17 protein-coding genes and 3 tRNA genes are annotated in these 22,121 nt (G+C 58.6%); 16 read left to right on the forward strand and 4 right to left on the reverse strand.

All coding sequences use genetic code 11. The features are described 5' to 3' along the window. The first annotated feature begins 1 nt into the window (after position 1). The 4 genes from NH398_RS03760 (at position 2) to eno (ending at position 5,640) form a co-directional block, all read left to right on the forward strand. On the forward strand, positions 2-1,420 hold the full coding sequence (locus NH398_RS03760; protein ID WP_253016635.1) for an FAD-dependent oxidoreductase: 1,419 nt from the start codon (positions 2-4) through the stop codon (positions 1,418-1,420). Between the two features lie 332 nt (positions 1,421-1,752). Then, positions 1,753-3,408 (forward strand): CTP synthase, encoded by a 1,656-nt coding sequence (locus NH398_RS03765; RefSeq protein ID WP_253016637.1) that lies wholly within the window; start codon positions 1,753-1,755, stop codon positions 3,406-3,408. 10 nt (positions 3,409-3,418) lie between these two features. Beyond that, positions 3,419-4,282 (forward strand): 3-deoxy-8-phosphooctulonate synthase, encoded by an 864-nt coding sequence (gene kdsA / locus NH398_RS03770; RefSeq protein ID WP_253016639.1) that lies wholly within the window; start codon positions 3,419-3,421, stop codon positions 4,280-4,282. Between the two features lie 68 nt (positions 4,283-4,350). Continuing rightward, positions 4,351-5,640 carry a phosphopyruvate hydratase gene (gene eno, locus NH398_RS03775; protein ID WP_253016641.1) on the forward strand — a complete coding sequence of 430 codons (1,290 nt, stop codon included), beginning with the start codon at positions 4,351-4,353 and terminating at the stop codon, positions 5,638-5,640. Between the two features lie 497 nt (positions 5,641-6,137). Here the strand turns inward: eno and fdxA are convergent, their stop codons facing one another. After that, positions 6,138-6,461: a ferredoxin FdxA gene (gene fdxA, locus NH398_RS03780; protein ID WP_044628866.1), complete on the reverse strand. Its 324-nt coding sequence runs from the start codon at positions 6,459-6,461 to the stop codon at positions 6,138-6,140. Positions 6,462-6,643: 182 nt separating this feature from the next. After that, on the reverse strand, positions 6,644-9,211 hold the full coding sequence (gene mutS, locus NH398_RS03785; RefSeq protein WP_253016643.1) for a DNA mismatch repair protein MutS: 2,568 nt from the start codon (positions 9,209-9,211) through the stop codon (positions 6,644-6,646). A 121-nt stretch (positions 9,212-9,332) separates the two neighbouring features. Between mutS and NH398_RS03790 the strand changes: the two genes are divergently transcribed. The 9 genes from NH398_RS03790 to NH398_RS03830 all read left to right on the forward strand — a co-directional run bounded on the left by NH398_RS03790 (position 9,333) and on the right by NH398_RS03830 (position 16,549). Further along, positions 9,333-9,857, forward strand: coding sequence for a CinA family protein (locus NH398_RS03790; RefSeq protein WP_159341247.1), 525 nt, complete (start codon positions 9,333-9,335; stop codon positions 9,855-9,857). Positions 9,858-9,946: 89 nt separating this feature from the next. Further along, positions 9,947-11,008 carry a recombinase RecA gene (gene recA, locus NH398_RS03795; RefSeq protein ID WP_159341248.1) on the forward strand — a complete coding sequence of 354 codons (1,062 nt, stop codon included), beginning with the start codon at positions 9,947-9,949 and terminating at the stop codon, positions 11,006-11,008. Between the two features lie 38 nt (positions 11,009-11,046). Then, positions 11,047-11,508 carry a regulatory protein RecX gene (locus NH398_RS03800; protein WP_253016645.1) on the forward strand — a complete coding sequence of 154 codons (462 nt, stop codon included), beginning with the start codon at positions 11,047-11,049 and terminating at the stop codon, positions 11,506-11,508. 223 nt (positions 11,509-11,731) lie between these two features. Continuing rightward, on the forward strand, positions 11,732-14,341 hold the full coding sequence (gene alaS, locus NH398_RS03805) for an alanine--tRNA ligase (RefSeq protein WP_253016647.1): 2,610 nt from the start codon (positions 11,732-11,734) through the stop codon (positions 14,339-14,341). 106 nt (positions 14,342-14,447) lie between these two features. Further along, positions 14,448-15,698 (forward strand): aspartate kinase, encoded by a 1,251-nt coding sequence (locus tag NH398_RS03810; protein ID WP_159341251.1) that lies wholly within the window; start codon positions 14,448-14,450, stop codon positions 15,696-15,698. Positions 15,699-15,891: 193 nt separating this feature from the next. After that, positions 15,892-16,080 (forward strand): carbon storage regulator CsrA, encoded by a 189-nt coding sequence (gene csrA / locus NH398_RS03815; protein WP_039180068.1) that lies wholly within the window; start codon positions 15,892-15,894, stop codon positions 16,078-16,080. A 124-nt stretch (positions 16,081-16,204) separates the two neighbouring features. Further along, positions 16,205-16,297 (forward strand) — tRNA-Ser (locus NH398_RS03820). A 30-nt stretch (positions 16,298-16,327) separates the two neighbouring features. After that, positions 16,328-16,404, forward strand: a tRNA-Arg gene (locus NH398_RS03825). Positions 16,405-16,472: 68 nt separating this feature from the next. After that, positions 16,473-16,549 (forward strand) — tRNA-Arg (locus tag NH398_RS03830). 247 nt (positions 16,550-16,796) lie between these two features. Here NH398_RS03830 and NH398_RS03835 read toward each other — a convergent pair. After that, positions 16,797-17,756, reverse strand: coding sequence for a tRNA-dihydrouridine synthase family protein (locus NH398_RS03835; protein WP_253017370.1), 960 nt, complete (start codon positions 17,754-17,756; stop codon positions 16,797-16,799). A 172-nt stretch (positions 17,757-17,928) separates the two neighbouring features. Here NH398_RS03835 and NH398_RS03840 point away from each other — a divergent pair, with 172 nt between their 5' ends. From NH398_RS03840 to NH398_RS03850, 3 genes are all read left to right on the forward strand, one after another. Beyond that, entirely contained in the window at positions 17,929-18,186 is a 258-nt protein-coding gene (locus NH398_RS03840; protein WP_159341252.1) for an OadG family transporter subunit, read from the forward strand. A 92-nt stretch (positions 18,187-18,278) separates the two neighbouring features. Continuing rightward, entirely contained in the window at positions 18,279-20,084 is a 1,806-nt protein-coding gene (gene oadA, locus NH398_RS03845; protein WP_253016649.1) for a sodium-extruding oxaloacetate decarboxylase subunit alpha, read from the forward strand. Between the two features lie 12 nt (positions 20,085-20,096). Further along, complete coding sequence (locus tag NH398_RS03850) at positions 20,097-21,419, forward strand: sodium ion-translocating decarboxylase subunit beta (protein ID WP_159341254.1); 1,323 nt, start codon at positions 20,097-20,099, stop codon at positions 21,417-21,419. Between the two features lie 76 nt (positions 21,420-21,495). Here NH398_RS03850 and NH398_RS03855 read toward each other — a convergent pair whose 3' ends face one another. Then, positions 21,496-22,113: a YigZ family protein gene (locus tag NH398_RS03855; protein ID WP_159341255.1), complete on the reverse strand. Its 618-nt coding sequence runs from the start codon at positions 22,111-22,113 to the stop codon at positions 21,496-21,498. Positions 22,114-22,121: the final 8 nt, after the last annotated feature.

The raw sequence follows: 22,121 nt of genomic DNA on the forward strand, positions 1-22,121 counted from the left end.
CATGGCCAACCGTTTAAACAACGATTTTCAGTTTGTCGACGTGGGTCGTAAAGACCCACAGAAAAAACCGGCGCATACCCGGGCCAAAGAGTTCGCGGAAATTTACGAGCCGTTCAAGCCCACCGATGCGGCGAGCCAAGCGCACCGCTGCTTGCACTGCGGCAACCCCTACTGCGAATGGAAGTGCCCGGTACACAACTACATCCCCAACTGGCTGCAGCTGGTGGTGGAAGGCAACATTATCGAAGCCGCCGAGCTGTCCCACAAAACTAACTCGCTGCCGGAAGTGTGTGGCCGCGTGTGCCCCCAGGACCGTCTGTGTGAGGGCGACTGTACCCTGAACGACGGCTTTGGCGCGGTCACCATTGGCTCGGTAGAGAAGTACATTACCGATACCGCCTTTGCCATGGGCTGGCGCCCGGACATGTCCAAGGTGGTGTGGACCGATAAAAAGGTTGCGATTGTCGGTGCAGGCCCTGCGGGCTTAGGCTGTGCCGATATTCTGGCGCGCAATGGCGTCAAGCCAGTGGTGTTCGATAAGTACCCCGAAATTGGCGGTCTGCTGACTTTCGGTATTCCTGAGTTCAAGCTGGAAAAGAACGTCATGGAGCGCCGTCGTGCGGTATTCGAGGAGATGGGCGTTGAGTTCCGTCTGAATACCGAAATCGGCACCGATGTCGAGTTCGAGACGCTGCTGCAGGAGTACGACGCGGTGTTCCTGGGCATGGGGACGTACAAGTACATGCAGGGCGGCTTCCCCGGTGAAGACCTGCCCGGCGTCTACAAAGCGCTGGACTTCCTAATTGCCAACGTCAACCGCCGTTTGGGCTTCGAGAAAGACCCGAACGACTTCATCTCTATGGAAGGCAAGCGCGTGGTGGTGCTGGGCGGTGGTGATACCGCGATGGACTGTAACCGCACCTCGATTCGTCAGCGCGCCGCCAGCGTGACCTGTGCCTACCGCCGCGATGAAGAGAACATGCCGGGCTCGCGACGTGAAGTGGCCAATGCGCGGGAAGAGGGCGTTGAGTTCTTGTTCAACCGCCAGCCGGTAGCGGTAGTGGGTGAAGACAAGGTCGAAGGCGTAAAAGTGGTTCGTACGCGCCTGGGCGAGCCGGATGAGAATGGCCGTCGTCGTCCTGAAGTCGTGCCGGGGTCTGAAGAGATCATCGCCGCTGATGCCGTGGTGGTGGCTTTCGGTTTCCAGGCAAGCCCAGCACCGTGGTTCGATAGCGCTAAGATCGACGTTAACGAATGGGATCTTGTTAAAGCGCCTGAGCACGGTCAGTACGCCTTCCAAACCAGCAACGAAAAAATCTTTGCCGGTGGCGATATGGTGCGTGGTTCCGATCTCGTGGTCACCGCTATTTATGAAGGGCGTCAGGCCGCCGAGGGCATTCTGGATTACCTAGGCGTGTAAAGTGTGTATGTCATGCCGAACAGCGCCAGGGGTAGGTCGTAGTGAGGGTCTTTTGTCATGGATGACAAAAGTAGCGCCCAGGGATGGGTTCACAGCGCCCTCGCGCAGACCTACCTCTGGGGCAACTGTGCATCGGCATCCTTTAGCCCGATCAATCGGCCTCCCACTGCTTATATATAGCCAGTGCTAGAGTGGGAGGCAGCTTTAGCTCGCGACCGAGGCTGGCGCTGTTTCAGTTCAAATTGAGCCTTAAGGCGTACTCTGCTATTCTGTCGTCCCATCCTGGTGTGGCTTTCTGTTACGCCTTTTGATCACGTTTCGACAGGTTTTCCATGACACGATATATCTTCGTGACCGGCGGCGTTGTGTCCTCTCTTGGCAAGGGCATCGCGTCGGCCTCGCTGGCGGCGATTCTAGAGGCCCGCGGCCTTAAGGTCACCATGCTCAAGCTCGACCCGTACATCAACGTGGACCCGGGCACCATGAGTCCTTTCCAGCACGGCGAGGTGTTCGTCACCGAGGATGGCGCCGAGACGGACTTGGACTTAGGTCACTACGAGCGCTTTATTCGCACCAAAATGACCCAGGGCAACAACTTCACCACTGGCCGTGTGTACGAACACGTGCTGCGCAAAGAGCGCCGTGGCGATTACCTGGGTGGCACCGTGCAGGTCATTCCGCACATCACTGATGAGATCAAGCAGCGCGTCTACGCCGGAGGCGAAGGCTTCGACGTGGCGCTGGTGGAGATCGGCGGTACGGTGGGCGATATCGAGTCGCTGCCGTTCCTAGAATCCATTCGTCAGATCCGCAGCGAGCTGGGCGCTAGCCGCGCCATTTACATGCACCTGACTCTGGTGCCGTACATCAAGACTGCTGGCGAAACCAAAACCAAGCCGACGCAGCACAGTGTCAAAGAGCTGCGCTCTATCGGTATCCAGCCCGATATTTTGATTTGCCGCAGCGAAGTGGAGCTTGAGGAGAGCGAGCGTCGCAAGATTGCCTTGTTCACCAACGTGGAAGAGCGCGCTGTGGTGCCGCTGCAAGATGCCGACACCATCTACCGCATTCCGCTGATGCTGCACGAGCACGGCCTCGACGATATCGTCTGCGACAAGCTGCGCCTGGAAGCAGCACCTGCGGACCTGTCGGAGTGGGTCAAGGTACTCGATGCCAAGCTCAACCCGCTGAAGTCCGTCAGCATCGCCATGGTCGGCAAGTACATGGAGCTGCTGGATGCGTATAAGTCGCTGAACGAAGCGCTGATCCACGCGGGTATTCAGGGCCGCATCAAGGTCAACGTCGACTACATCGACTCTGAAGACATCGAGCGTCACGGCACCGAGCGTCTGGCAGGTAAAGACGCCATTCTGGTGCCCGGCGGTTTTGGCGAGCGAGGCGTGGAAGGCAAGATCCTGACCGCCCAGTTTGCCCGTGAAAACAACATCCCTTACCTGGGTATCTGTCTAGGCATGCAGGTAGCGGTGATCGAGTTCGCCCGCAACGTGGCTGGCTGGAAAGACGCCAACTCCACCGAGTTTACCCACGACACCAAGCACCCGGTGGTGGGGTTGATCACCGAGTGGATCAACGCCGAAGGCAAAATCGAGCTGCGCGATGCGGCCTCCGACCTGGGCGGCACCATGCGTCTGGGCGGGCAAGTTTGCCATCTGACATCCGGCAGCAAAGCACGCGAAGCGTACGGCGCCGACGAAATCGTCGAGCGTCATCGCCACCGCTTCGAGGTCAACAATCAGTTTATTGATGACCTGGAAGCCGCAGGCCTGGTGATTTCGGGTAAGAGCGTTGACCAGTCGCTGGTCGAAGTGGTTGAGCTGGCGGACCACCCTTGGTACGTGGCGTGTCAGTTCCACCCGGAGTTCACGTCGACGCCCCGCGACGGTCATCCGCTCTTCTCGGGCTTTGTCAATGCCGCGCTAGAGCACAAAACGGCACGTACTCGTGCCCACGCCGCACCTCAGGAATAAAGGGGGAAGCATGTCTTCTCAATCCCAATTCCCAGAGCATCACATTAACGTTGCCGGCTTAACCGCCGGCAATTCTTTGCCACTTATGCTGCTTGGCGGCATGAACGTGCTGGAGTCGGCGGAGCTGGCCGATGAAGTCGCACAGGCCTACGTGAATGTGACGCAAAAGCTGGGTATGCCTTATGTGTTTAAGGCCAGTTTTGATAAAGCGAATCGCAGCTCTATCCACTCCTATCGTGGTCCTGGGCTGGAAAAAGGCCTGCAGATTCTGGCCGATATCAAGGCGCGCTATAACGTACCCATCATTACCGATGTGCACGAGCCGTGGCAGGCAGAGCCTGCTGCTGAAGTCGCCGATATTATTCAACTGCCGGCCTTCTTGGCTCGCCAGACCGATCTCGTGGTGGCGATGGCGAAAACCGGTGCGGCGATCAATATCAAAAAGCCGCAGTTTTTGGCCCCCCATGAAATGCGCCATATCCTCAACAAGTTTCAGGAAGCGGGCAACGACCGCCTGATGCTGTGCGAGCGGGGCACCAGTTTTGGTTACAACAACCTCGTCGTGGATATGTTGGGCTTTGGCGATATGAAGCAGACCGGCTACCCGGTGTTCTTCGATGTGACCCATGCCTTACAGCGCCCCGGTGGCCGTGCGGATAGCGCCGATGGCCGCCGTGCTCAGGTCGCCGAGCTTGCTCGTGCGGGCGTTGCCGTGGGCTTGGCCGGACTGTTTTTGGAAGCTCATCCAGACCCCGATAACGCCAAGTGCGACGGCCCCTGCGCGCTGCCGCTGGACCAGCTTGAGCCGTTCTTGACGCAGCTGTCGCAATTAGACGCGCTGGTAAAAGGCTTCGAGCCCTTGACCATCCGTTAATCGCGGCGGCAATCCGTGGTATACATTGGACCTCTCATCGATTAGACCGACAACCAAAGGACACTGTCATGACCAAAATTGTTGAAATCAGTGCGCTGGAAGTGCTCGATTCGCGCGGCAATCCGACCGTTCAGGCCACCGTACGTTTGGAAAGCGGTGCCGTCGGCGTTGCCTGTGCCCCCAGCGGTGCCTCCACGGGCTCCCGCGAAGCGCTCGAGCTGCGCGATGGCGACAAGGCACGCTACCTCGGCAAAGGCGTTTTGAAAGCCGTCGAGGCCGTGAATGGCAAGATCCGCGATGCGTTGTTGGGAATGGATGCGCGGGACCAGCGGGGCTTGGACGACGCCATGCTGGCGCTGGACGGCACGGATAACAAAGCCACCCTCGGTGCCAATGCGATTCTGGCGGTATCTCTGGCGGCGGCGAAAGCGGCGGCAAATGCCAAGGGCGTGCCGCTGTATGCGCATATCGCCGAGCTATACGGCCAGCCCGGCCAGTACAGCATGCCGGTGCCGATGATGAACATTCTGAACGGCGGCGAGCACGCGGATAACAACGTGGACATCCAGGAGTTCATGGTACAGCCAGTCGGCGCTGCGAACTTCCGTGAAGGTCTGCGTATGGGCGCGGAGATTTTCCACGCGCTGAAAAAAGTGCTCTCCGCCAAAGGCCTCTCGACGTCGGTGGGCGATGAGGGTGGCTTTGCGCCGAACTTGGCGTCCAACGCCGACGCGCTGGCGGTCATCAAGCAAGCCGTTGCCGATGCGGGTTACACCTTGGGCAGCGACGTCACGCTGGCGCTGGACTGTGCCTCATCCGAGTTCTACAAAGACGGCCAGTACAACCTCTCTGGCGAAGGCAAGAGCTACGACGCCGAAGGTTTTGCGGACTACCTGGCGGGCCTGTGTGCCGACTATCCGATCGTCTCGATCGAAGATGGCATGGACGAGTCCGACTGGGCCGGTTGGAAGGCGCTGACCGACAAGCTGGGCGACAAAGTGCAGCTGGTGGGGGACGACCTGTTCGTGACCAATACCAAGATTCTCAAGCGCGGCATCGATGAGCAGATTGGTAACTCCATCCTGATCAAGTTCAACCAAATCGGCTCGCTGTCTGAAACCCTGGATGCGATAAAAATGGCCCAGGATGCAGGCTTCACGGCAGTTATCTCCCACCGCAGTGGCGAAACCGAAGACACCACCATTGCCGATCTGGCCGTGGGCACCTGCGCGGGTCAAATCAAGACCGGCTCACTGTGCCGCTCTGACCGTGTCGCGAAGTACAACCGCCTGCTGGTGATCGAAGCCGAGCTTGGCGATGTGAGCTACCCCGGTTTGAAAGCGATTAAAGGTCAGTAAGCGGAAAAATAGCCTCCGCGTGTAAGAGATCTCTCAAAAATTTGTAAGAGATCTCTTACAAATGCCGACGACATTCGCTCGGAACCATGTAAGAAAAAGCGAATTTTTTCACTAATCTTAATTTAAGTCATTGATATTTAAGATTTTAGTGAGAGAGGGGCGAGCCGGTAAGGCTCGCCTTTTGCGTTTTGGGCTTGGTTGAGAAGTTAGCCGCTTCTGCCACAATGATCTCAGGACAAGGGGAGGCAAGGATGCTTCAGGCAGGATGCAACGGGATGCAGGTAGGTGCGCCGGGTGACACAGTGATGTGAGCCCTGGCAAGGACGTCACCTGAGGAGGTTGACACAGGGAGTGGTCAGAGGAAGTGCTTGGAGCGGGCGGCCTACGGGCCGCCTTTTTTTATGCCCGCCATTTACGCAGCGCTGAAGCGCTGTTCATCCGCTCACAAAAAAACCAGCGCGTACGCTGGTTTTTTGCGGCGTGTCGACACGCAGCGCTTAGCGCTCGAGTTTTTCCAGCTTGCCGGTTTTGCCGTCCCACTCTTCGGCATCGGGGAGCGGGTCTTTCTTCTCGGCAATATTGGGCCACACCTCGGCCAGCTCCGCGTTGATCTCGATGAACTGCTCCTGACCATCGGGCAGCTCGTCCTCGGAGAATATCGCCTCAGCCGGACACTCTGGTTCACACAGCGCGCAGTCGATGCACTCGTCTGGGTGAATGACCAGGAAGTTGGGGCCTTCGTAGAAACAGTCGACCGGGCACACTTCCACACAGTCGGTGTATTTGCATTGGATGCAGTTCTCGGTAACGACAAACGTCATCTTGCTATCCCTCTTGCGAGACCGAGAAGTCTCCCGGTCGTGGTCAATCGTGAATGGTTATAAATCAGCGGTTTTTTATAAGATAAAAAAGTATGGCCGACATTCTAGTGGTGCCCATACCCGGCGGCAAGCGCTCACGCTCATCTGTTGATGCGATTACTGCCGCTCATTATATCCATTGTCTATAGCAGCTCTCGCCACTGATACAACAGGGCCAGCGCTTCCCGAGGCGACAAGTCGTCGATATCCGCCTTGCCGAGCGCTTCCACCACCGGGTGTGGGGCGCTGGCGAACAGGTCGTTTTGCTGCGGTATCGACGGACTCGCCGCTGGTCGCTGCTGTTCGTCGACATCCCGCTGTTCGAGCATCATCAGCTTTTCCCGAGCGCGGCGAATCACCGGATTAGGCACACCGGCGAGCTGGGCGACCTGCAAGCCATAGCTCTGACTGGCAGGACCCGCCTCGATACGGTGCATGAACACGATACCATCGCCGTGCTCTGTCGCTGTCAGATGAATATTGGCGACGCCCTCCGCCTGCTCAGGCAGCGCCGTCATTTCAAAATAGTGCGTGGCAAACAGCGTGAGCGCCCGCGCGTTGGCGAGATGCTCAGCGCTTGCCCAGGCCAAGGAGAGCCCGTCGAAGGTGCTGGTGCCACGGCCAATCTCATCCATAAGCACCAAACTGTGCTCAGTAGCATTGTGCAGGATATTGGCGGTCTCAGTCATTTCCACCATAAAGGTCGAGCGCCCGCCCGCTAGATCATCGGAGGAGCCGATACGAGTAAAGATGCGGTCGACTGGGCCGATTTCAGCGGCATCGGCGGGGACGAAGCTGCCGCTATGAGTCAATAGTGCAATTAAGGCGGTTTGGCGCATATAGGTCGATTTACCGCCCATGTTGGGGCCGGTAATAATTAGCATGTGCTGTTCGGGCGTCAGTAGCACATCGTTGGGCACAAACGGTTTGTCGCTGACCTGCTCCACGACCGGGTGGCGGCCTGCGGTAATCGTGATGCCGGTGGCGTCTACCAGTTGTGGGCGTACCCAGTTAAGGGCGTCGGCACGCTCGGCGAAGGCGCATAGCACGTCTAGCTCCGCGAGCGCGCGGGAAGTGTTTTGCAGCTCGTGCAGTTGGGCGTTGAGTTCAGCCAGTAGCTGATCGTAAAGCCATTTCTCTCGTGTAAGCGCCCGCGACTTGGCGGAAAGTGCCTTGTCCTCGAACTCTTTTAGCTCGGGGATGATAAAGCGTTCCGCATTTTTCAGCGTTTGACGACGGATATAGTCGGCTGGTGCATGCTGCGCCTGACTACGCGGCAATTCAATAAAGTAGCCGTGTACTCGGTTATAGCCGACTTTCAGATTGGCAAGCCCGGTGCGTTCACGCTCTCTCAGTTCCAACTGAACGAGATAGTCGCCTGCGTTTTCGGCCATGCCGCGATGCTCGTCTAGCTCGGCATCAAAGCCATCGGCAATCACGCCGCCATCCCGAATCACGACGGGCGGGTTGTCGACCAGCGCGCGCGCTAGCGTATCGGCCAGCTCGGGGTAGGGGCGAATGTGCGGCTTGAGGCTATCCAGGGCGCTGCCGCTGTCGATATCGATCAGCAGCGCTTCCAGCGTGGGCAGCGTGGCGAGCGCATCTCTCAGTCGCGCGAGATCGCGTGGGCGCGCGCTGTAAAGAGCCACGCGGGCGAGTATGCGTTCCACGTCCCCCACGTCGTTCAACGTTTCCCGCAGGCTCATGTAAGCGGCATCAATGGAGAGCAGGGCAACGCCGGCTTGGCGGCCCTCGACGATCTCTCGCTGGCGCAGCGGGCGGTTCAGCCAGCGCTTTAAAAGCCGCGACCCCATGGCGGTGGTGCAGGTATCGAGCACGCTGGCCAGGGTGTTATCGCTGGTACCCCCTAGATTGATGTCGATCTCCAGGTTACGGCGGCTGGCGGCGTCGATCACCACGGCATCATCGCGGTTCTCTACGCTGATGGCGGTCACATGGGGCAGGCGCGAGCGCTGGGTATCGCGGGCGTAGTCGATCAGGACACCGGCCGCGATCAGCGCCGTGGAGAGGTGCGCGCAGCCAAAGCCACGCAGGTCACTGACTTCAAACTGGTCACACAGGCTGCGGGTGGCGCTCTCCAGATCGAATAGCCACTCCCCCTGGCGGCGTAGGCTGCGCTGTTGCGACCACGCATCAGGCAAGGTCAGACTCTCCGGCACCAGCAGCTCAGCGGGAGAGAGACGAGTAAGCTCGGCGAGCATTTCCGCTTCGCTCTCGACTTCCAGTACGTTGAAACGACCGCTGGAGAGCTCCAGCCACGCCAATCCCCAGCCTGCTTTGCCAGGGGCAACGGCCACCAGGACGTTATCTCGCCGAGCATCGAGCAGGGCTTCATCGTGCAGCGTACCGGGCGTCACGATACGCACGACCTTGCGCTCTACGGGCCCCTTGCTGGTGGCCGGGTCGCCGATTTGCTCACAAATCGCCACCGACTCCCCGCTGGCCACCAAGCGTGCCAAATACCCCTCGGCACTATGATAGGGCACGCCAGCCATGGGGATGGGTTTGCCTCCAGATTGGCCGCGTTGCGTCAGCGTAATATCCAGCAGCGCGGCGGCGCGTTTTGCATCGTCGAAAAATAGCTCGTAAAAATCCCCCATGCGGTAAAACAGCAGTACCTCGGGGTGCTCGCGCTTGATGTTAAGGTATTGCGCCATCATTGGCGTATGGGCGGGGCTGGCCTGTGACATGGGCGTCCTGATTGAGCGTGGCGCAAGCGTTGGGCCTGCGGCATGTTCGTTGGGCAATTTCGTTGAGAAAGCTAAACGCAGTATTCTACGCTACCCTAAGGTCTTACATGAAGGAGTCACCATGGCCCCCAGCGTTTCCAGCCTCAAGAATCTCGATTTATCGCTGCTTGCCCAGCGCCTGGGGCGGCAATGCCTTCAACTGGGCGTGGAGGTGACCACCGCAGAGTCATGTACCGGTGGCGGCATCGCTAGCGCCATTACCTCGGTGGCTGGCAGTTCGGCCTATTTTACGGCGGGCTACGTTACGTACTCCAACGCCGCGAAAACACGTCTGTTAGGCGTGGAGGCGGCCACTCTCGCTGACCACGGCGCGGTCAGCGAACCCGTGGTGAAGCGCATGGTCGCCGGTGCCTGCCGCGAGAGCGGTGCCGATGTGGCCGTCGCGGTGAGCGGGGTGGCAGGGCCCGATGGTGGCAGTGATGACAAGCCGGTAGGTACCGTGTGGATCGCTTGGGGCGGTGCCGAACAGCAAGAGGCCGAGCGCTTCCTTTTTCCTGGCGATCGCCAAGCGGTGCGTGAGCAGGCGGTGCGTGAAGCCCTGGCGGGGCTGGTCGCTCGGTTGAGCGCCCAGGCGCAGAAGAAATAATCGTTAAAGTTGCCGTCGAGGATTTGTTTAGTCGCTAATCTTTGGCATACTACTGGCTAATTATACAGCTTGTTATGAGGAATCTCTGCATGGCTCAGGAAGACAATCGCACAAAAGCGCTTAATGCCGCACTCAGCCAAATTGACCGTCAGTTTGGCAAAGGAACCGTTATGCGCCTCGGCGATGCGCCTCGCGTCGTTATGCCGTCTGTCTCCACTGGTTCTTTAGGGCTGGATATTGCCCTGGGCATTGGTGGTTTGCCGTTTGGTCGCGTCGTCGAAATCTTTGGTCCTGAGTCGTCGGGTAAAACGACCCTGACACTGTCGGTCATTGCTCAGGCGCAAAAGCAGGGCAAAGTGTGCGCTTTCGTCGATGCCGAGCACGCGCTCGACCCGAGTTACGCTGAGAAACTGGGTGTCAACTTGGACGACCTGCTGGTTTCCCAGCCGGATACCGGTGAGCAAGCGCTAGAGATCACCGACATGCTGGTTCGCTCCGGCGGTGTCGATGTCATCATCATCGACTCCGTGGCGGCGCTAACCCCGCGTGCCGAGATCGAGGGCGAAATGGGCGATTCCCACGTGGGCCTTCAGGCGCGTTTGATGTCCCAGGCGCTGCGCAAAATCACCGGTAACATCAAAAACGCCAACTGTTTAGTGGTCTTCATCAACCAGATTCGTATGAAGATCGGCGTGATGTTCGGCAGCCCCGAGACCACCACTGGCGGTAATGCGCTGAAGTTCTACTCCAGCGTGCGCTTGGACATTCGCCGCACCGGTTCGGTGAAGTCGGGCGACGAAGTCACCGGCAACGAAACCCGCGTGAAAGTGGTCAAGAATAAGGTGGCTCCGCCGTTCCGGCAGGCCGAATTCCAAATCCTGTACGGCAAAGGCATTTACCACGCGGGCGAGGTCATCGATCTTGGCGTGCAGTGCAATTTGGTCGATAAAGCCGGCGCTTGGTACAGCTATAAAGGCAACAAGATCGGTCAGGGTAAAGCCAATGCGGCCCAGTACCTGGAAGAGCATCCCGAGATCATGAACGAGATCGAGACTCAGATCCGTGAACAGCTCCTGGCCAAGGCCGAACCGAAGAAAGAAGACGCGCCTGCCGCAGACGTGGCCGCCGATGGCGATGACGATCTGCTCTAAGCGGCCATTCCCGTTGGCGTGGAAAAGAGGAGGGCGCCATGTTCTCCTCTAATGCAGACGTCTCGCCACGGGACGTCGCCATTCAATTGCTGGCTCGGCGCGAGTATTCCCGCGCCGAGCTGGCGCGTAAGCTGCAGCAAAAATCTTTCGATGGTGATGAGATCGACGCCTGCCTCGATGCCCTAGCCGAACAGGCGCTCCAGTCAGACGCGCGATTCGCCGAGAGCTTCGTCCGTTCGCGGATTGCCCGGGGGCAGGGCGTGATTCGTATCAAAGGCGAGTTGCGCCAACGGGGCGTGGATCAAGAAACGCTCTCGGAGGCGTTGGCGGCCGTTGAGGAGCGTGAGGCCATCGACTGGTTTGAACTTGCTAAAGAAACGCTGGCAAGACGCTATGACTCCCCAGGTGAAACACCTAAAGAGCGCGCCAAGCGCGAGCGCTTTTTAGCAACACGCGGCTTTGATTTCGAGCAAATTCGCTACGCGCTCTCCTGCTTGTAGTTCCCTCTGGGTGTTTTACGCCCCTTCTAAGTAGTGGTTTCTACCGATACGTGCCGCCCTATGGTAATGCCCACTTCTCCCTCGTTGCCGCAGTCTGTTTGGCTTCTGCCACTAACTGCGGCTTTAGTCGTTTGACAACTGCGTTATAATAGACCCTTTGCGACCCCAGCGGGTGGCGGCGACAGCGCCCTGGGGCATCACGCTTTCTTGTTACGGATACCCTATGAAAAGCGCAGAGATCAGACAGGCCTTCTTATCGTTTTTTGAAGAGCACGGCCATACGGCAGTGCCGTCTAGCTCGCTGGTGCCGGGCAACGACCCGACGCTGCTGTTCACCAACGCGGGCATGGTGCCTTTCAAAGATGTCTTCCTGGGCCGTGACCCGCGCCCCTACGTGCGCGCTACGTCTGCTCAGCGCTGTGTGCGTGCCGGTGGCAAGCACAATGATTTGGACAACGTAGGTTACACTGCGCGCCACCACACCTTCTTCGAGATGCTGGGCAACTTTAGCTTTGGCGATTACTTCAAGCGCGACGCCATTCGCTTTGCCTGGACGTTTCTGACCGAGACTCTGGGGCTGCCCAAGGAAAAACTCTGGGTCACGGTGCATATCAGCGATGATGAAGCCGAGCGCATCTGGAAAGAGGAGATCGGCATCGACCCCGAGCGTTTCTCCAAGCTGGATGAAGATAACTTCTGGCAGATGGGCGACACCGGCCCCTGTGGTCCTAGTTCCGAGATTTTCTTTGATCACGGCCCGGAAGTGTGGGGTGGCCCGCCCGGAAGCCCGGAGGAGGATGGCGACCGCTACATCGAGATCTGGAACCTCGTTTTCATGCAGTTCGAACGCGATGCTCAAGGCACCCTCAACCCGTTGCCGAAGCCCTCTATCGACACGGGCATGGGCTTGGAGCGGGTGGCGGCCGTCATGCAGGGCGTACACTCCAACTACGAAATCGATCTGTTCCAGAACCTGCTCAATGCCGCTGCCAACGCCACGGGGCATAGTGATACCACTACGCCCTCGCTGCGCGTCATTGCCGACCACATTCGCTCCTGCGCCTTCTTGATTGCCGACGGCGTACTGCCCTCCAATGAAGGTCGTGGCTACGTGCTGCGCCGGATCATTCGCCGGGCGATTCGCCACGGCCACAAGTTGGGCGCTTCCGAACCGTTCTTCCACAAGCTGGTCTCTGCGCTCGACGCCGAAATGGGCGCCGCCTATCCCGAACTGCGCGATGCCAGTGAGCAGATCGCTCGTGTACTGCTGAAAGAGGAAGAGCAGTTTGCCCGCACGCTAGATCACGGTATGGGCTTGCTCAATGCTGCTCTAGAAGAGCTTCAGGGCGACGTGCTGCCCGGCGAAACCGTGTTCAAGCTCTACGACACCTATGGCTTTCCATTCGATTTGACCGCCGACGTGTGCCGTGAGCGTGAAGTGACACTGGACGAGGCGGGCTTCCAGCGTGAGCTCGAAGCCCAGCGTGAGCGCGCCCGCGCCGCTAGCCAGTTTGGCGCGGATTACACTGCATCGATTGAGCTGGATGGCGAAACCCAGTTCACCGGCTACGAGCGGTTGGAGGATCAAGCCACCGTCACGGCGCTCGTGGATAGCGACGGTAATGCGCTGGCGGCTCTGGAGGCGGGGCAGAAAGGCACCGTGGTGCTGGATCGCACGCCGTTCTACGGGGAGTCTGGTGGTCAGGTGGGCGACACCGGCTACTTGCACGTCGATGGCGGTCGTTTCCAGGTGACCGACACCCAGAAACAGAGCGGCCACCATCTTCATCAGGGCGTGATGGTCGAAGGAACGCTGAGCGTGGGTGCCAGCGTGCGCGGTGAAGTCGACGCCAGCCTGCGCGGTGCGACCATTCGTAACCACTCCGCGACCCACTTGCTGCACAAAGCATTGCGGATGGTGCTGGGGGACCACGTGCAGCAGAAAGGTTCGCTGGTCAACGCCGAACGTCTGCGTTTCGACTTTAGCCACTTCGAGCCGATGACCGCCGAGCAGCTTGCTGAGGTCGAGCGCATCGTCAATGAACAGATCCTGGCCAACGCGCCGACGAAAATCGAGCAAATGAGCCTCGCGGACGCCAAGGCCAAAGGCGCGGCGGCGCTGTTCGAAGCCAAGTACGCTGATAACGTGCGCGTGTTGACCATCGGTGCCGATGACTTCTCCATCGAGCTTTGCGGCGGCACCCACGTCAACCGCAGTGGCGACATTGGCTGCTGCCACGTCGTCAGCGAGGTAGGGATCGCCTCCGGTGTACGCCGTATCGAAGCGATTACCGGTGAAAACGCCTTGGCCTACTTCCGCGAACAGGAAGCGCGCGTGCAGCGCCTGGGCGAGCGTTTGAAAACCAAGCCTGAACAGGTGGAAGCCCGTGTCGAATCACTGGTGGAGCGCAACCGCAGCTTGGAAAAAGAGCTCGAGCAGCTCAAAGCGAAGCTGGCGAGCGCGGCGGGCAGTGACATGCTCAGCCAGGTGCAGGACGTCGGCGGTGTGAAGCTGCTGGTGACCGAGCTGGAGGGCGTCTCTGGTAAAGACCTGCGCGGCGTACTGGATCAGTTGAAGAACAAGCTGGGCTCCGGCGTCATCCTGCTAGGCACGGCCGACAAAGCCGCCGGCAAAGTCAGTCTGATTGCCGGGGTGACCGCCGACTTGACCGATCGGGTCAAAGCGGGCGAACTGGTCAACCATGTGGCCTCCCAGGTAGGCGGTAAAGGGGGCGGTCGCCCTGACATGGCACAAGCGGGCGGCAGTCAGCCAGAGGCGCTGCCGGATGCGTTGAACAGCGTCCCGGCTTGGTTGGAAAACACGCTTCGCTAAATAGAGAGGCCGGTGGCATTATTTGCTACCGGCCTTTTTGCTAGTTAGGAAACTTAGCAACAACAATATTCACCCTCCATTCCCGAACGTAAAGGAAAAACGGCATATGGCACTATACGTACAGAAGTTCGGCGGCACCTCGGTGGGCTCTGTCGACCGTATCAAGGCCGTGGCGGAAAAAGTGAAAGGCTTTCGCGACCAAGGCCACCAGGTCGTGGTCGTCGTCTCCGCGATGAGCGGCGAAACGAACCGCCTCACCGATATGGCTCACGCCCTCAACGAAGACCCCGCGCCCCGTGAAATGGACATGCTGCTTTCCACCGGCGAGCAGGTCACCATTTCCCTGCTGGCCATGGCGCTGCAGCAAATTGGCGTTCCGGCAACCTCGCACACCGGTGCTCAGGTGGGAATTCTGACGGATAGCGCCTACACCAAAGCGCGTATCCAACGCATCGAAACCGACGACCTGAAGTCTGACCTGGACGAAGGTAAGGTCGTGGTCGTGGCCGGTTTCCAGGGCGTGGACGAAGACGGCAATATTACCACGTTGGGCCGTGGCGGCTCGGACACCACCGGGGTGGCTCTGGCAGCGGCCCTTGGCGCTGATGAGTGCCAAATCTATACCGATGTGGACGGTGTTTACACCACCGACCCTCGCGTCTGCTCCAAAGCGCAGCGCCTTGAAAGCATCACCGTAGAAGAGATGCTCGAACTCGCCAGTTTGGGCTCTAAAGTGCTGCAAATTCGCGCGGTTGAATTCGCCGGTAAGTACAACGTACCGCTGCGGGTGCTGTCGAGTTTCGAAGACGGCCCGGGCACCCTGATTGTTGCTGACTCAGACCAAGACGAGGATTCTATGGAAGAACCGCTAATCTCCGGTATCGCCTTTACCAAAAACGAAGCCAAATTGACGCTGTTGAACACCCCAGACGTTCCGGGTGTGGCTTCCCGTATTTTGGGCCCGATTGCCGATGCCAACATCGAAGTCGACATGATCGTTCAGAACGTCGCACCGGCTGGCGATTACACCGATTTCACCTTCACCGTGGCGAAGGGTGACTACAAGGCCACCAAAAAGCTGTTGGAAGAGACAGTTATTCCTGACCTGGGCGGCGGCGAGCTGCGCGGTGACGATAATATTGCCAAAGTGTCACTGGTGGGCGTCGGTATGCGCTCTCATGCGGGTGTCGCCTCTAAAATGTTCCGCGTATTGGCCGATGAAAACGTCAATATCCGTATGGTCTCCACGTCCGAAATTAAAATTTCTGTCGTGATTGACGAAAAACATATGGAACTTGCTGTGAACGCCTTACACAAAGCATTTGGTCTCGATAAATCCGATATCGAATCTGAATAACAATTGTGGCCTAAACCTTCTACGCTGAAGGTACTCGCTGCCGTGTGGTGGTGAGCTTTCTTTCAACGGGAGGTTAAGGTGTCATAGGGGCCAAAGCCATTGGTGGCAGGGGGCACCATGCCGCATAATGGCGTGGTGGCCCCCGTTGGCGGACACATCCCGTTGTATAAAACGTCTGAGAAGGAGATCAGCCATGCTCATCCTAACCCGCCGCGTTGGCGAAACACTGATGATTGGTGATGAAATCACCGTCACGGTGTTAGGTGTGAAAGGTAATCAAGTACGCATTGGTGTGAACGCACCGAAAGATGTCGCGGTTCACCGTGAAGAGATCTATCAGCGTATTCAGCGTGAACGTAATAGTGAAAGCGAAGCAGAGTAAATGGCCGCCTGTGTCACGCTCATTAAAGAGCGTTTAAGCGGTAATATCAGGGCGGCGCGAAAAAAATCGGAATAGGACTGGACACCAGTCATCATAATCGGTAATATTCGCGCCGTGCCGTTGAGGAGAGGTGGCCGAGTGGCTGAAGGCGCTCCCCTGCTAAGGGAGTATAGGGTTTATAGCCCTATCGAGGGTTCGAATCCCTCTCTCTCCGCCAACTGCATCATGTAGCATCGCAATTTGATATGCGCCCGTAGCTCAGCTGGATAGAGTACCTGACTACGAATCAGGTGGTCGGAGGTTCGAATCCTCCCGGGCGCGCCAAGTTGCAAAGGTAAGTATTTGATGTTACACTGTTTTCATTGTTTTACGCAGTAAGCAATGACTGAAAAGCGCCCGTAGCTCAGCTGGATAGAGTACCTGACTACGAATCAGGTGGTCGGAGGTTCGAATCCTCCCGGGCGCGCCAGATTCCAAAACCCGCTCTCATAGGAGAGCGGGTTTTCTGTTTTCTAGCCTGACTATCGTGGCTCGCGCGGTAGTCTTGCGATCGTGTAAAGCGCCCCCGCATCTTTGCGGAAGGGCGCTTTTTTTTGGCCCGTAACGCGCCAAGGGAGAGTGCCGGGTAGCGAAAGCAGTAATGCGCCTAAAAAAGCGCCTGGAGAGGCGCTTTAAATCGGCTGCGGGGAAGGTGGGGGGGGGCGTGCTCGACAGCCTTAGGCGGATTCGCAGGTGTTAAGTGCGCTTGCGCTAGGGATAAGGCTACCCAAAAGTGTGTCCAGGTCGGTCAAGCGCTTCAGGCGCTGAAAATGCAGGTTGGCTTCGGCGTTGCCCTGGCGCATCTGGGCAAGCCACTGCTTTACCAGAGATACGACCACGCGGTCAGGAAGATGTTGGCGCTGTAGGGCGGCGTACTCTTGCAGTACGCTGGCGCGCATTTCCCATGTGGTGTCCGCCAAGCGTTCGCCGGTTTGCTGCCAGTGGCGAATGCGAGGGGCGAGCCAGGGGTCGGCCAGTGCGCTACGTCCAAGCATCACATCGCGACAGCCAGATAGCGTGCGGGCCTTCCAGTAATCTTCCAGGGTCCAGATGTCGCCGTTGGCCACCACGGGGATAGACACGTGGTGGCGCACTTTGCCGATCCACTCCCAGTGCGCCGGTGGACGATATCCTTCGTCTCGCGTTCGCCCGTGGACGACCAGGCGCGCCGCGCCGCCCGCCTCAGTGGCCTGTGCACACGCTACTGCCAAGCGACGATTGGCAAACCCCAGTCGAATCTTCGCCGTCACCGGGATGTCACCGTCTAGCGCGTCTGCGACCGCTTTCACGGCGCGATACACGCGGTCGGGCTGGCGCAGCAGTGAGGCGCCGCCGTCGTGGCGGTTGACGAGCTTGGCAGGGCAGCCAAAATTGAGATCGATACTGATTGCGCCCAGCGCTAGCGCTTGGCGCGCATTCTCGGCCAAGGCCTGAGGGTCGGAGCCCAGTAGCTGCAGATGCACCGGCACGCCGCTGGGCGTGGCGACGGGGCACTGCTGTAATTCGGGGCAGTGTTTATAAAACACACGTGGGGGGAGGCGCGTGTCGACGACGCGGACGAATTCCGTTACCGACCAGTCAAAACCGGCCTGCCGAGTGAGCAGGTCACGGGTGAGCGCATCGATGACGCCTTCCATCGGTGCGAGACCGATCTTGCCTTTATGTAGTAAATTAACAACCATGACTTCCACTATGGCGCGATTGCATTCTATCCTGGATGTGGCAGGTTAGTGTATTACCCTTATTGCGCCAAGCGCCGTTGGAGGCGTTTGGTGTGCCAATAACCCTATAAAATAAGGAGAGCACGCTATGCAAGGGTCGGAGTTGCTCCAAGAGGGGCTCGCTCTAATGGGTCTTGGTATGGGCTTTGTTTTTGTTTTTCTTACTATTTTGGTCATTAGCGTCACGCTAATGTCAAAGCTGATCGACCGCTTTCAGCCTGCCCCTGTGGCTGCGCCAGCGGGCCGAAAAAGTGGGAAAACTCCCGCCAGTCAGGGCCAAAACGACGAAGTCGTCGCAGTGATCAGTGCCGCAGTGCATCGTTATCGTTCGTCTCGCCGTCCGTAAGCGGCACGTTCCCGCGTGTCCATTTCGCTCCTGATGCATTTTTTTTGTTAAATTTACTACAAATTCATAACGCCAAACTGTGAGCCATGACCATGAATGAAATAAAACGTCCTCTGGGAATCACCGATGTGGTACTGCGCGATGCGCATCAATCTCTGTTTGCCACGCGCCTGCGCTTGGACGACATGCTGCCCATTGCCGAAAAGCTGGATAAGGTCGGCTACTGGTCGCTGGAAACGTGGGGTGGTGCCACATTCGATGCGTGCATCCGCTACCTAGGGGAAGATCCGTGGGAACGTATTCGCGCCCTGAAAGAAGCCATGCCGAACACGCCTCAGGCGATGCTGCTGCGTGGTCAGAACCTGCTGGGTTACCGTCACTACGCCGATGACGTCGTCGATAAGTTCGTCGAGCGGGCCAAAACCAATGGGGTCGACGTATTCCGTGTGTTTGATGCCATGAATGACCCGCGCAACCTAGAACGCGCCATCAAAGCGGTGCGCCAAGTCGGCGGCCATGCACAGGGCACCATTTCTTACACGGTAAGCCCGGTACATACCCTGGATAGCTGGGTCGATCTTGCCAACACCATTGCTGCAATGGGCGCAGATTCGCTGGCTATCAAGGATATGGCGGGGCTACTCACGCCGTACACGGCGTATGACTTGGTGACGCGTCTGAAGAAAGAGCTCTCCATTCCAGTTCATCTGCACTGTCACGCGACGACCGGCTTATCCACCTCGACCATTTTGAAAGCGGTCGAAGCGGGGGTCGATAACGTCGACACCGCCATCTCCTCCATGTCGATGACCTACGGCCACAGCCCGACGGAATCGGTGGTCGCCATGCTAAAAGACACCGACCGCGACACTGGCTTGGACCTAGAGTTGCTGGAAGATATCGCTGGCTACTTCCGCGAGGTGCGTAAAAAATACGCCGCCTTCGAAGGTTCGCTGCGCGGTATCGATTCACGCATTCTGGTGGCCCAGGTTCCTGGCGGCATGCTCACCAACATGGAGAGCCAGTTAAAAGAGCAGGGCGCTGGCGACAAGCTGGATGACGTGCTGAGTGAAATCCCCCGCGTCCGCGAAGATCTTGGTTTCATTCCGCTGGTTACCCCCACGTCACAAATCGTGGGTACCCAAGCGGTCATGAATGTCATGATGGGCGAGCGCTACAAGTCGATCTCTAAAGAGGTACAGGCGCTGCTGAAAGGTGAATACGGCTCTGCCCCAGCACCCTTCAATGCCGAATTGCAAAAGCGTGTGCTGGAAGGCGGCGAGCCAATTACCTGCCGCCCGGCAGACAACCTCTCACCTGAGATGGACAAACTCGCCGCCGAGCTGAAAGAGAAAGCCAGCGCCGATGGCATTCGCCTTGCCGACGGCGAGCGGGAAGTGGATGACGTATTGACCTATGCCCTGTTCCCGCAGATTGGTTTGAAATTCCTCAAGAACCGCGACAATAAAGACGCTTTCGAGCCTGCGCCGGAAGCACCTCGCACGGCTGCGCCGGCCAAAGCAGAAACAGCCCCTGCCGCCGCACCAAGCGCTGGCGCTGGCCCGGAAACCTATACCGTGAAGCTCAACGGCAAGGCGTACGTGGTCGAGGTGTCGGAGGGGGGCGAGATTGACAACATTCAAGAGCAGTCCGACGCCCAGCCCGAAGCCGACGCCCCGGCACCCAGCGGTGTCAGCATCGATGCGCCGCTGGCGGGTAACATCTTCAAAGTGAACGTGCGGCCAGGCGACCAAGTGGCCGAAGGCGATGTCGTGATCATTCTGGAAGCCATGAAGATGGAAACCGAAGTGCGTGCCAGCAGCGCCGGTACGGTGTCGAAAGTCAACGTCAGCGAAGGCGATAGCGTGGCCGTTGGCGATGCGCTGATCGAGCTTTAAGGGCTTTTCGGAATGGATAAATTAATCACTCTATGGGAAGGCTCCGGGCTCTATAACCTGGAGCTTGGCCAAGCGGTAATGATCCTGGTGGGGCTTGGGCTACTCTACTTGGCGATCTACAAGAAGTTCGAGCCTCTGCTGCTGGTGCCGATTGGGTTTGGCGGTATTTTGGCCAACATTCCCGAGGCCGGTTTGGCGATTTCGGCGTTGGATCAAGCCATTGAAGTAGCCAAGCCCGCCGTGCTTGAGCAAATGGCGGCGGCGCTGGGCGCGACGCTGGACCCGCTGGCCGGTGTCGAGGGTTGGCGCGAGACCCTCAAGGCCATTGCCCACGACTCGGCCGCGCCGGATCAGCTGCGCGCTGCCAAAGACGTGGCGGTGAGCGTCGGCTACAGCGATGGCATGCTCTATAACTTCTACAAGGTCGCCATTGGCTCGGGCATTGCGCCGCTGCTGATCTTCATGGGCGTTGGAGCGATGACCGACTTCGGCCCGCTGCTGGCCAACCCGCGCACACTGTTCCTGGGGGCGGCGGCGCAGTTCGGTATCTTTGCCACGCTGTTTGGCGCGGTGCTGCTGACGTCCATGGGCATCATGGATTTCTCGCTCAATCAGGCGGCGGCGATTGGTATCATCGGCGGGGCGGATGGTCCGACCTCGATCTACGTTTCCAGCGTGCTGGCGCCTGAGTTGCTAGGGGCGATTGCCGTCGCTGCCTATGCCTACATGGCACTGGTGCCGTTGATCCAACCGCCGATCATGCGCCTGCTGACCACCGAAAAAGAGCGCAAGATCACCATGACGCAGCTGCGTCCGGTCTCCAAGCTCGAAAAAGTGGTCTTCCCACTGATGCTTTTGATTGCTGTCGCGCTGTTTCTGCCGGACGCAGCGCCGCTGCTGGGCATGTTCTGCTTCGGCAACCTGATGCGTGAGTGTGGGGTAGTGGAGCGCCTCTCCGATACCGCGCAAAATGCGCTGATCAATATCGTCACGATCATTCTGGGTCTGTCGGTAGGGTCTAAGCTGATGGCGGAGAGCTTTTTGGCGTTCGAAACCCTAGGGATTCTGGGCCTGGGGATCGTGGCGTTCGGTATCGGCACCGCCGCCGGTGTCTTGATGGCCAAGCTGATGAACCTGGTCAGCAAAATGCCCATCAACCCGTTGATTGGCGCGGCAGGTGTGTCTGCCGTGCCGATGGCGGCGCGCGTGGCGAATAAGGTCGGTCTGGAAGCGAACCCGCACAACTTCCTGCTGATGCATGCCATGGGGCCGAACGTGGCTGGGGTCATCGGTTCGGCGGTGGCTGCCGGGGTAATGATCAAGTACCTGGGCTAGGCGGCTCGTTAGACAGCACGCCTGCCGCTCTAGAACGCGGCTTACCGAGCAAGCGCTTGTGTAAGCCGCGTTTTTTTTATATTTGCTGTAGCTCAATGGCTGTTTTAAGACGATTTTCTAGGCCGCTGATATCCAGCTCGACATCCCGTGGCCAGCCGATGGTCAAACTCACGCCGTTGCCATCGTACGCCGCCTGTTGTACGGGCAGGCCCTGCTCGTCGCACCAAGCCCGGGCTTGCGCCTCGTGGGCGAAGCTAACTTTCAGCTCATAGAGATCCCGCTCGACGACTTCCCGGGTGGGCAGCGTTTCGAGCCCGGCATTCACCGCCTGCGCATAGGCGCGGGCTAACCCGCCGGTGCCGAGCTTGGTGCCGCCAAAGTAGCGAATCACCACACAGCCAATCTCGCCGAGTTGGCTGCCCTGCAGCGCCTGAAACATGGGGCGCCCTGCGGTGCCGCCCGGTTCACCATCGTCAGAAAAACCGATGTGGGTTTGCTCGCCAGGCGGGCCTGCGATGAAGGCTGTACAGTGATGGCTGGCATTCGGATGGGCGGCTTTGGCCGCGTGTAGCAGCGTGTCGAAGGCGTCGGTGGTCGGGGCGTGGCACACCCAGGTCAAAAACTGACTCTTCTCGACGTCGATCTCGGCGGTGTGCCATGTATCAAGGGCTAAATCAGGAACTCGAAAACGCAACTAGGACT

The organism is Halomonas sp. CnH100-B, from assembly GCF_024124605.1.
Taxonomy (GTDB): Bacteria; Pseudomonadota; Gammaproteobacteria; order Pseudomonadales; family Halomonadaceae; genus Vreelandella.

Excerpts from the sequence above, each read along its gene's own strand:
- NH398_RS03760 (WP_253016635.1), top strand. The coding sequence starts at position 2 with ATGGCCAACCGTTTAAACAACGATTTTCAGTTTGTCGACGTGGGTCGT.
- NH398_RS03765 (WP_253016637.1), top strand. The coding sequence starts at position 1,753 with ATGACACGATATATCTTCGTGACCGGCGGCGTTGTGTCCTCTCTTGGC.
- kdsA (WP_253016639.1), top strand. The coding sequence starts at position 3,419 with ATGTCTTCTCAATCCCAATTCCCAGAGCATCACATTAACGTTGCCGGC.
- eno (WP_253016641.1), top strand. The coding sequence starts at position 4,351 with ATGACCAAAATTGTTGAAATCAGTGCGCTGGAAGTGCTCGATTCGCGC.
- fdxA (WP_044628866.1), bottom strand. The coding sequence starts at position 6,461 with ATGACGTTTGTCGTTACCGAGAACTGCATCCAATGCAAATACACCGAC.
- mutS (WP_253016643.1), bottom strand. The coding sequence starts at position 9,211 with ATGTCACAGGCCAGCCCCGCCCATACGCCAATGATGGCGCAATACCTT.
- NH398_RS03790 (WP_159341247.1), top strand. The coding sequence starts at position 9,333 with ATGGCCCCCAGCGTTTCCAGCCTCAAGAATCTCGATTTATCGCTGCTT.
- recA (WP_159341248.1), top strand. The coding sequence starts at position 9,947 with ATGGCTCAGGAAGACAATCGCACAAAAGCGCTTAATGCCGCACTCAGC.
- NH398_RS03800 (WP_253016645.1), top strand. The coding sequence starts at position 11,047 with ATGTTCTCCTCTAATGCAGACGTCTCGCCACGGGACGTCGCCATTCAA.
- alaS (WP_253016647.1), top strand. The coding sequence starts at position 11,732 with ATGAAAAGCGCAGAGATCAGACAGGCCTTCTTATCGTTTTTTGAAGAG.
- NH398_RS03810 (WP_159341251.1), top strand. The coding sequence starts at position 14,448 with ATGGCACTATACGTACAGAAGTTCGGCGGCACCTCGGTGGGCTCTGTC.
- csrA (WP_039180068.1), top strand. The coding sequence starts at position 15,892 with ATGCTCATCCTAACCCGCCGCGTTGGCGAAACACTGATGATTGGTGAT.
- NH398_RS03835 (WP_253017370.1), bottom strand. The coding sequence starts at position 17,756 with ATGGAAGGCGTCATCGATGCGCTCACCCGTGACCTGCTCACTCGGCAG.
- NH398_RS03840 (WP_159341252.1), top strand. The coding sequence starts at position 17,929 with ATGCAAGGGTCGGAGTTGCTCCAAGAGGGGCTCGCTCTAATGGGTCTT.
- oadA (WP_253016649.1), top strand. The coding sequence starts at position 18,279 with ATGAATGAAATAAAACGTCCTCTGGGAATCACCGATGTGGTACTGCGC.
- NH398_RS03850 (WP_159341254.1), top strand. The coding sequence starts at position 20,097 with ATGGATAAATTAATCACTCTATGGGAAGGCTCCGGGCTCTATAACCTG.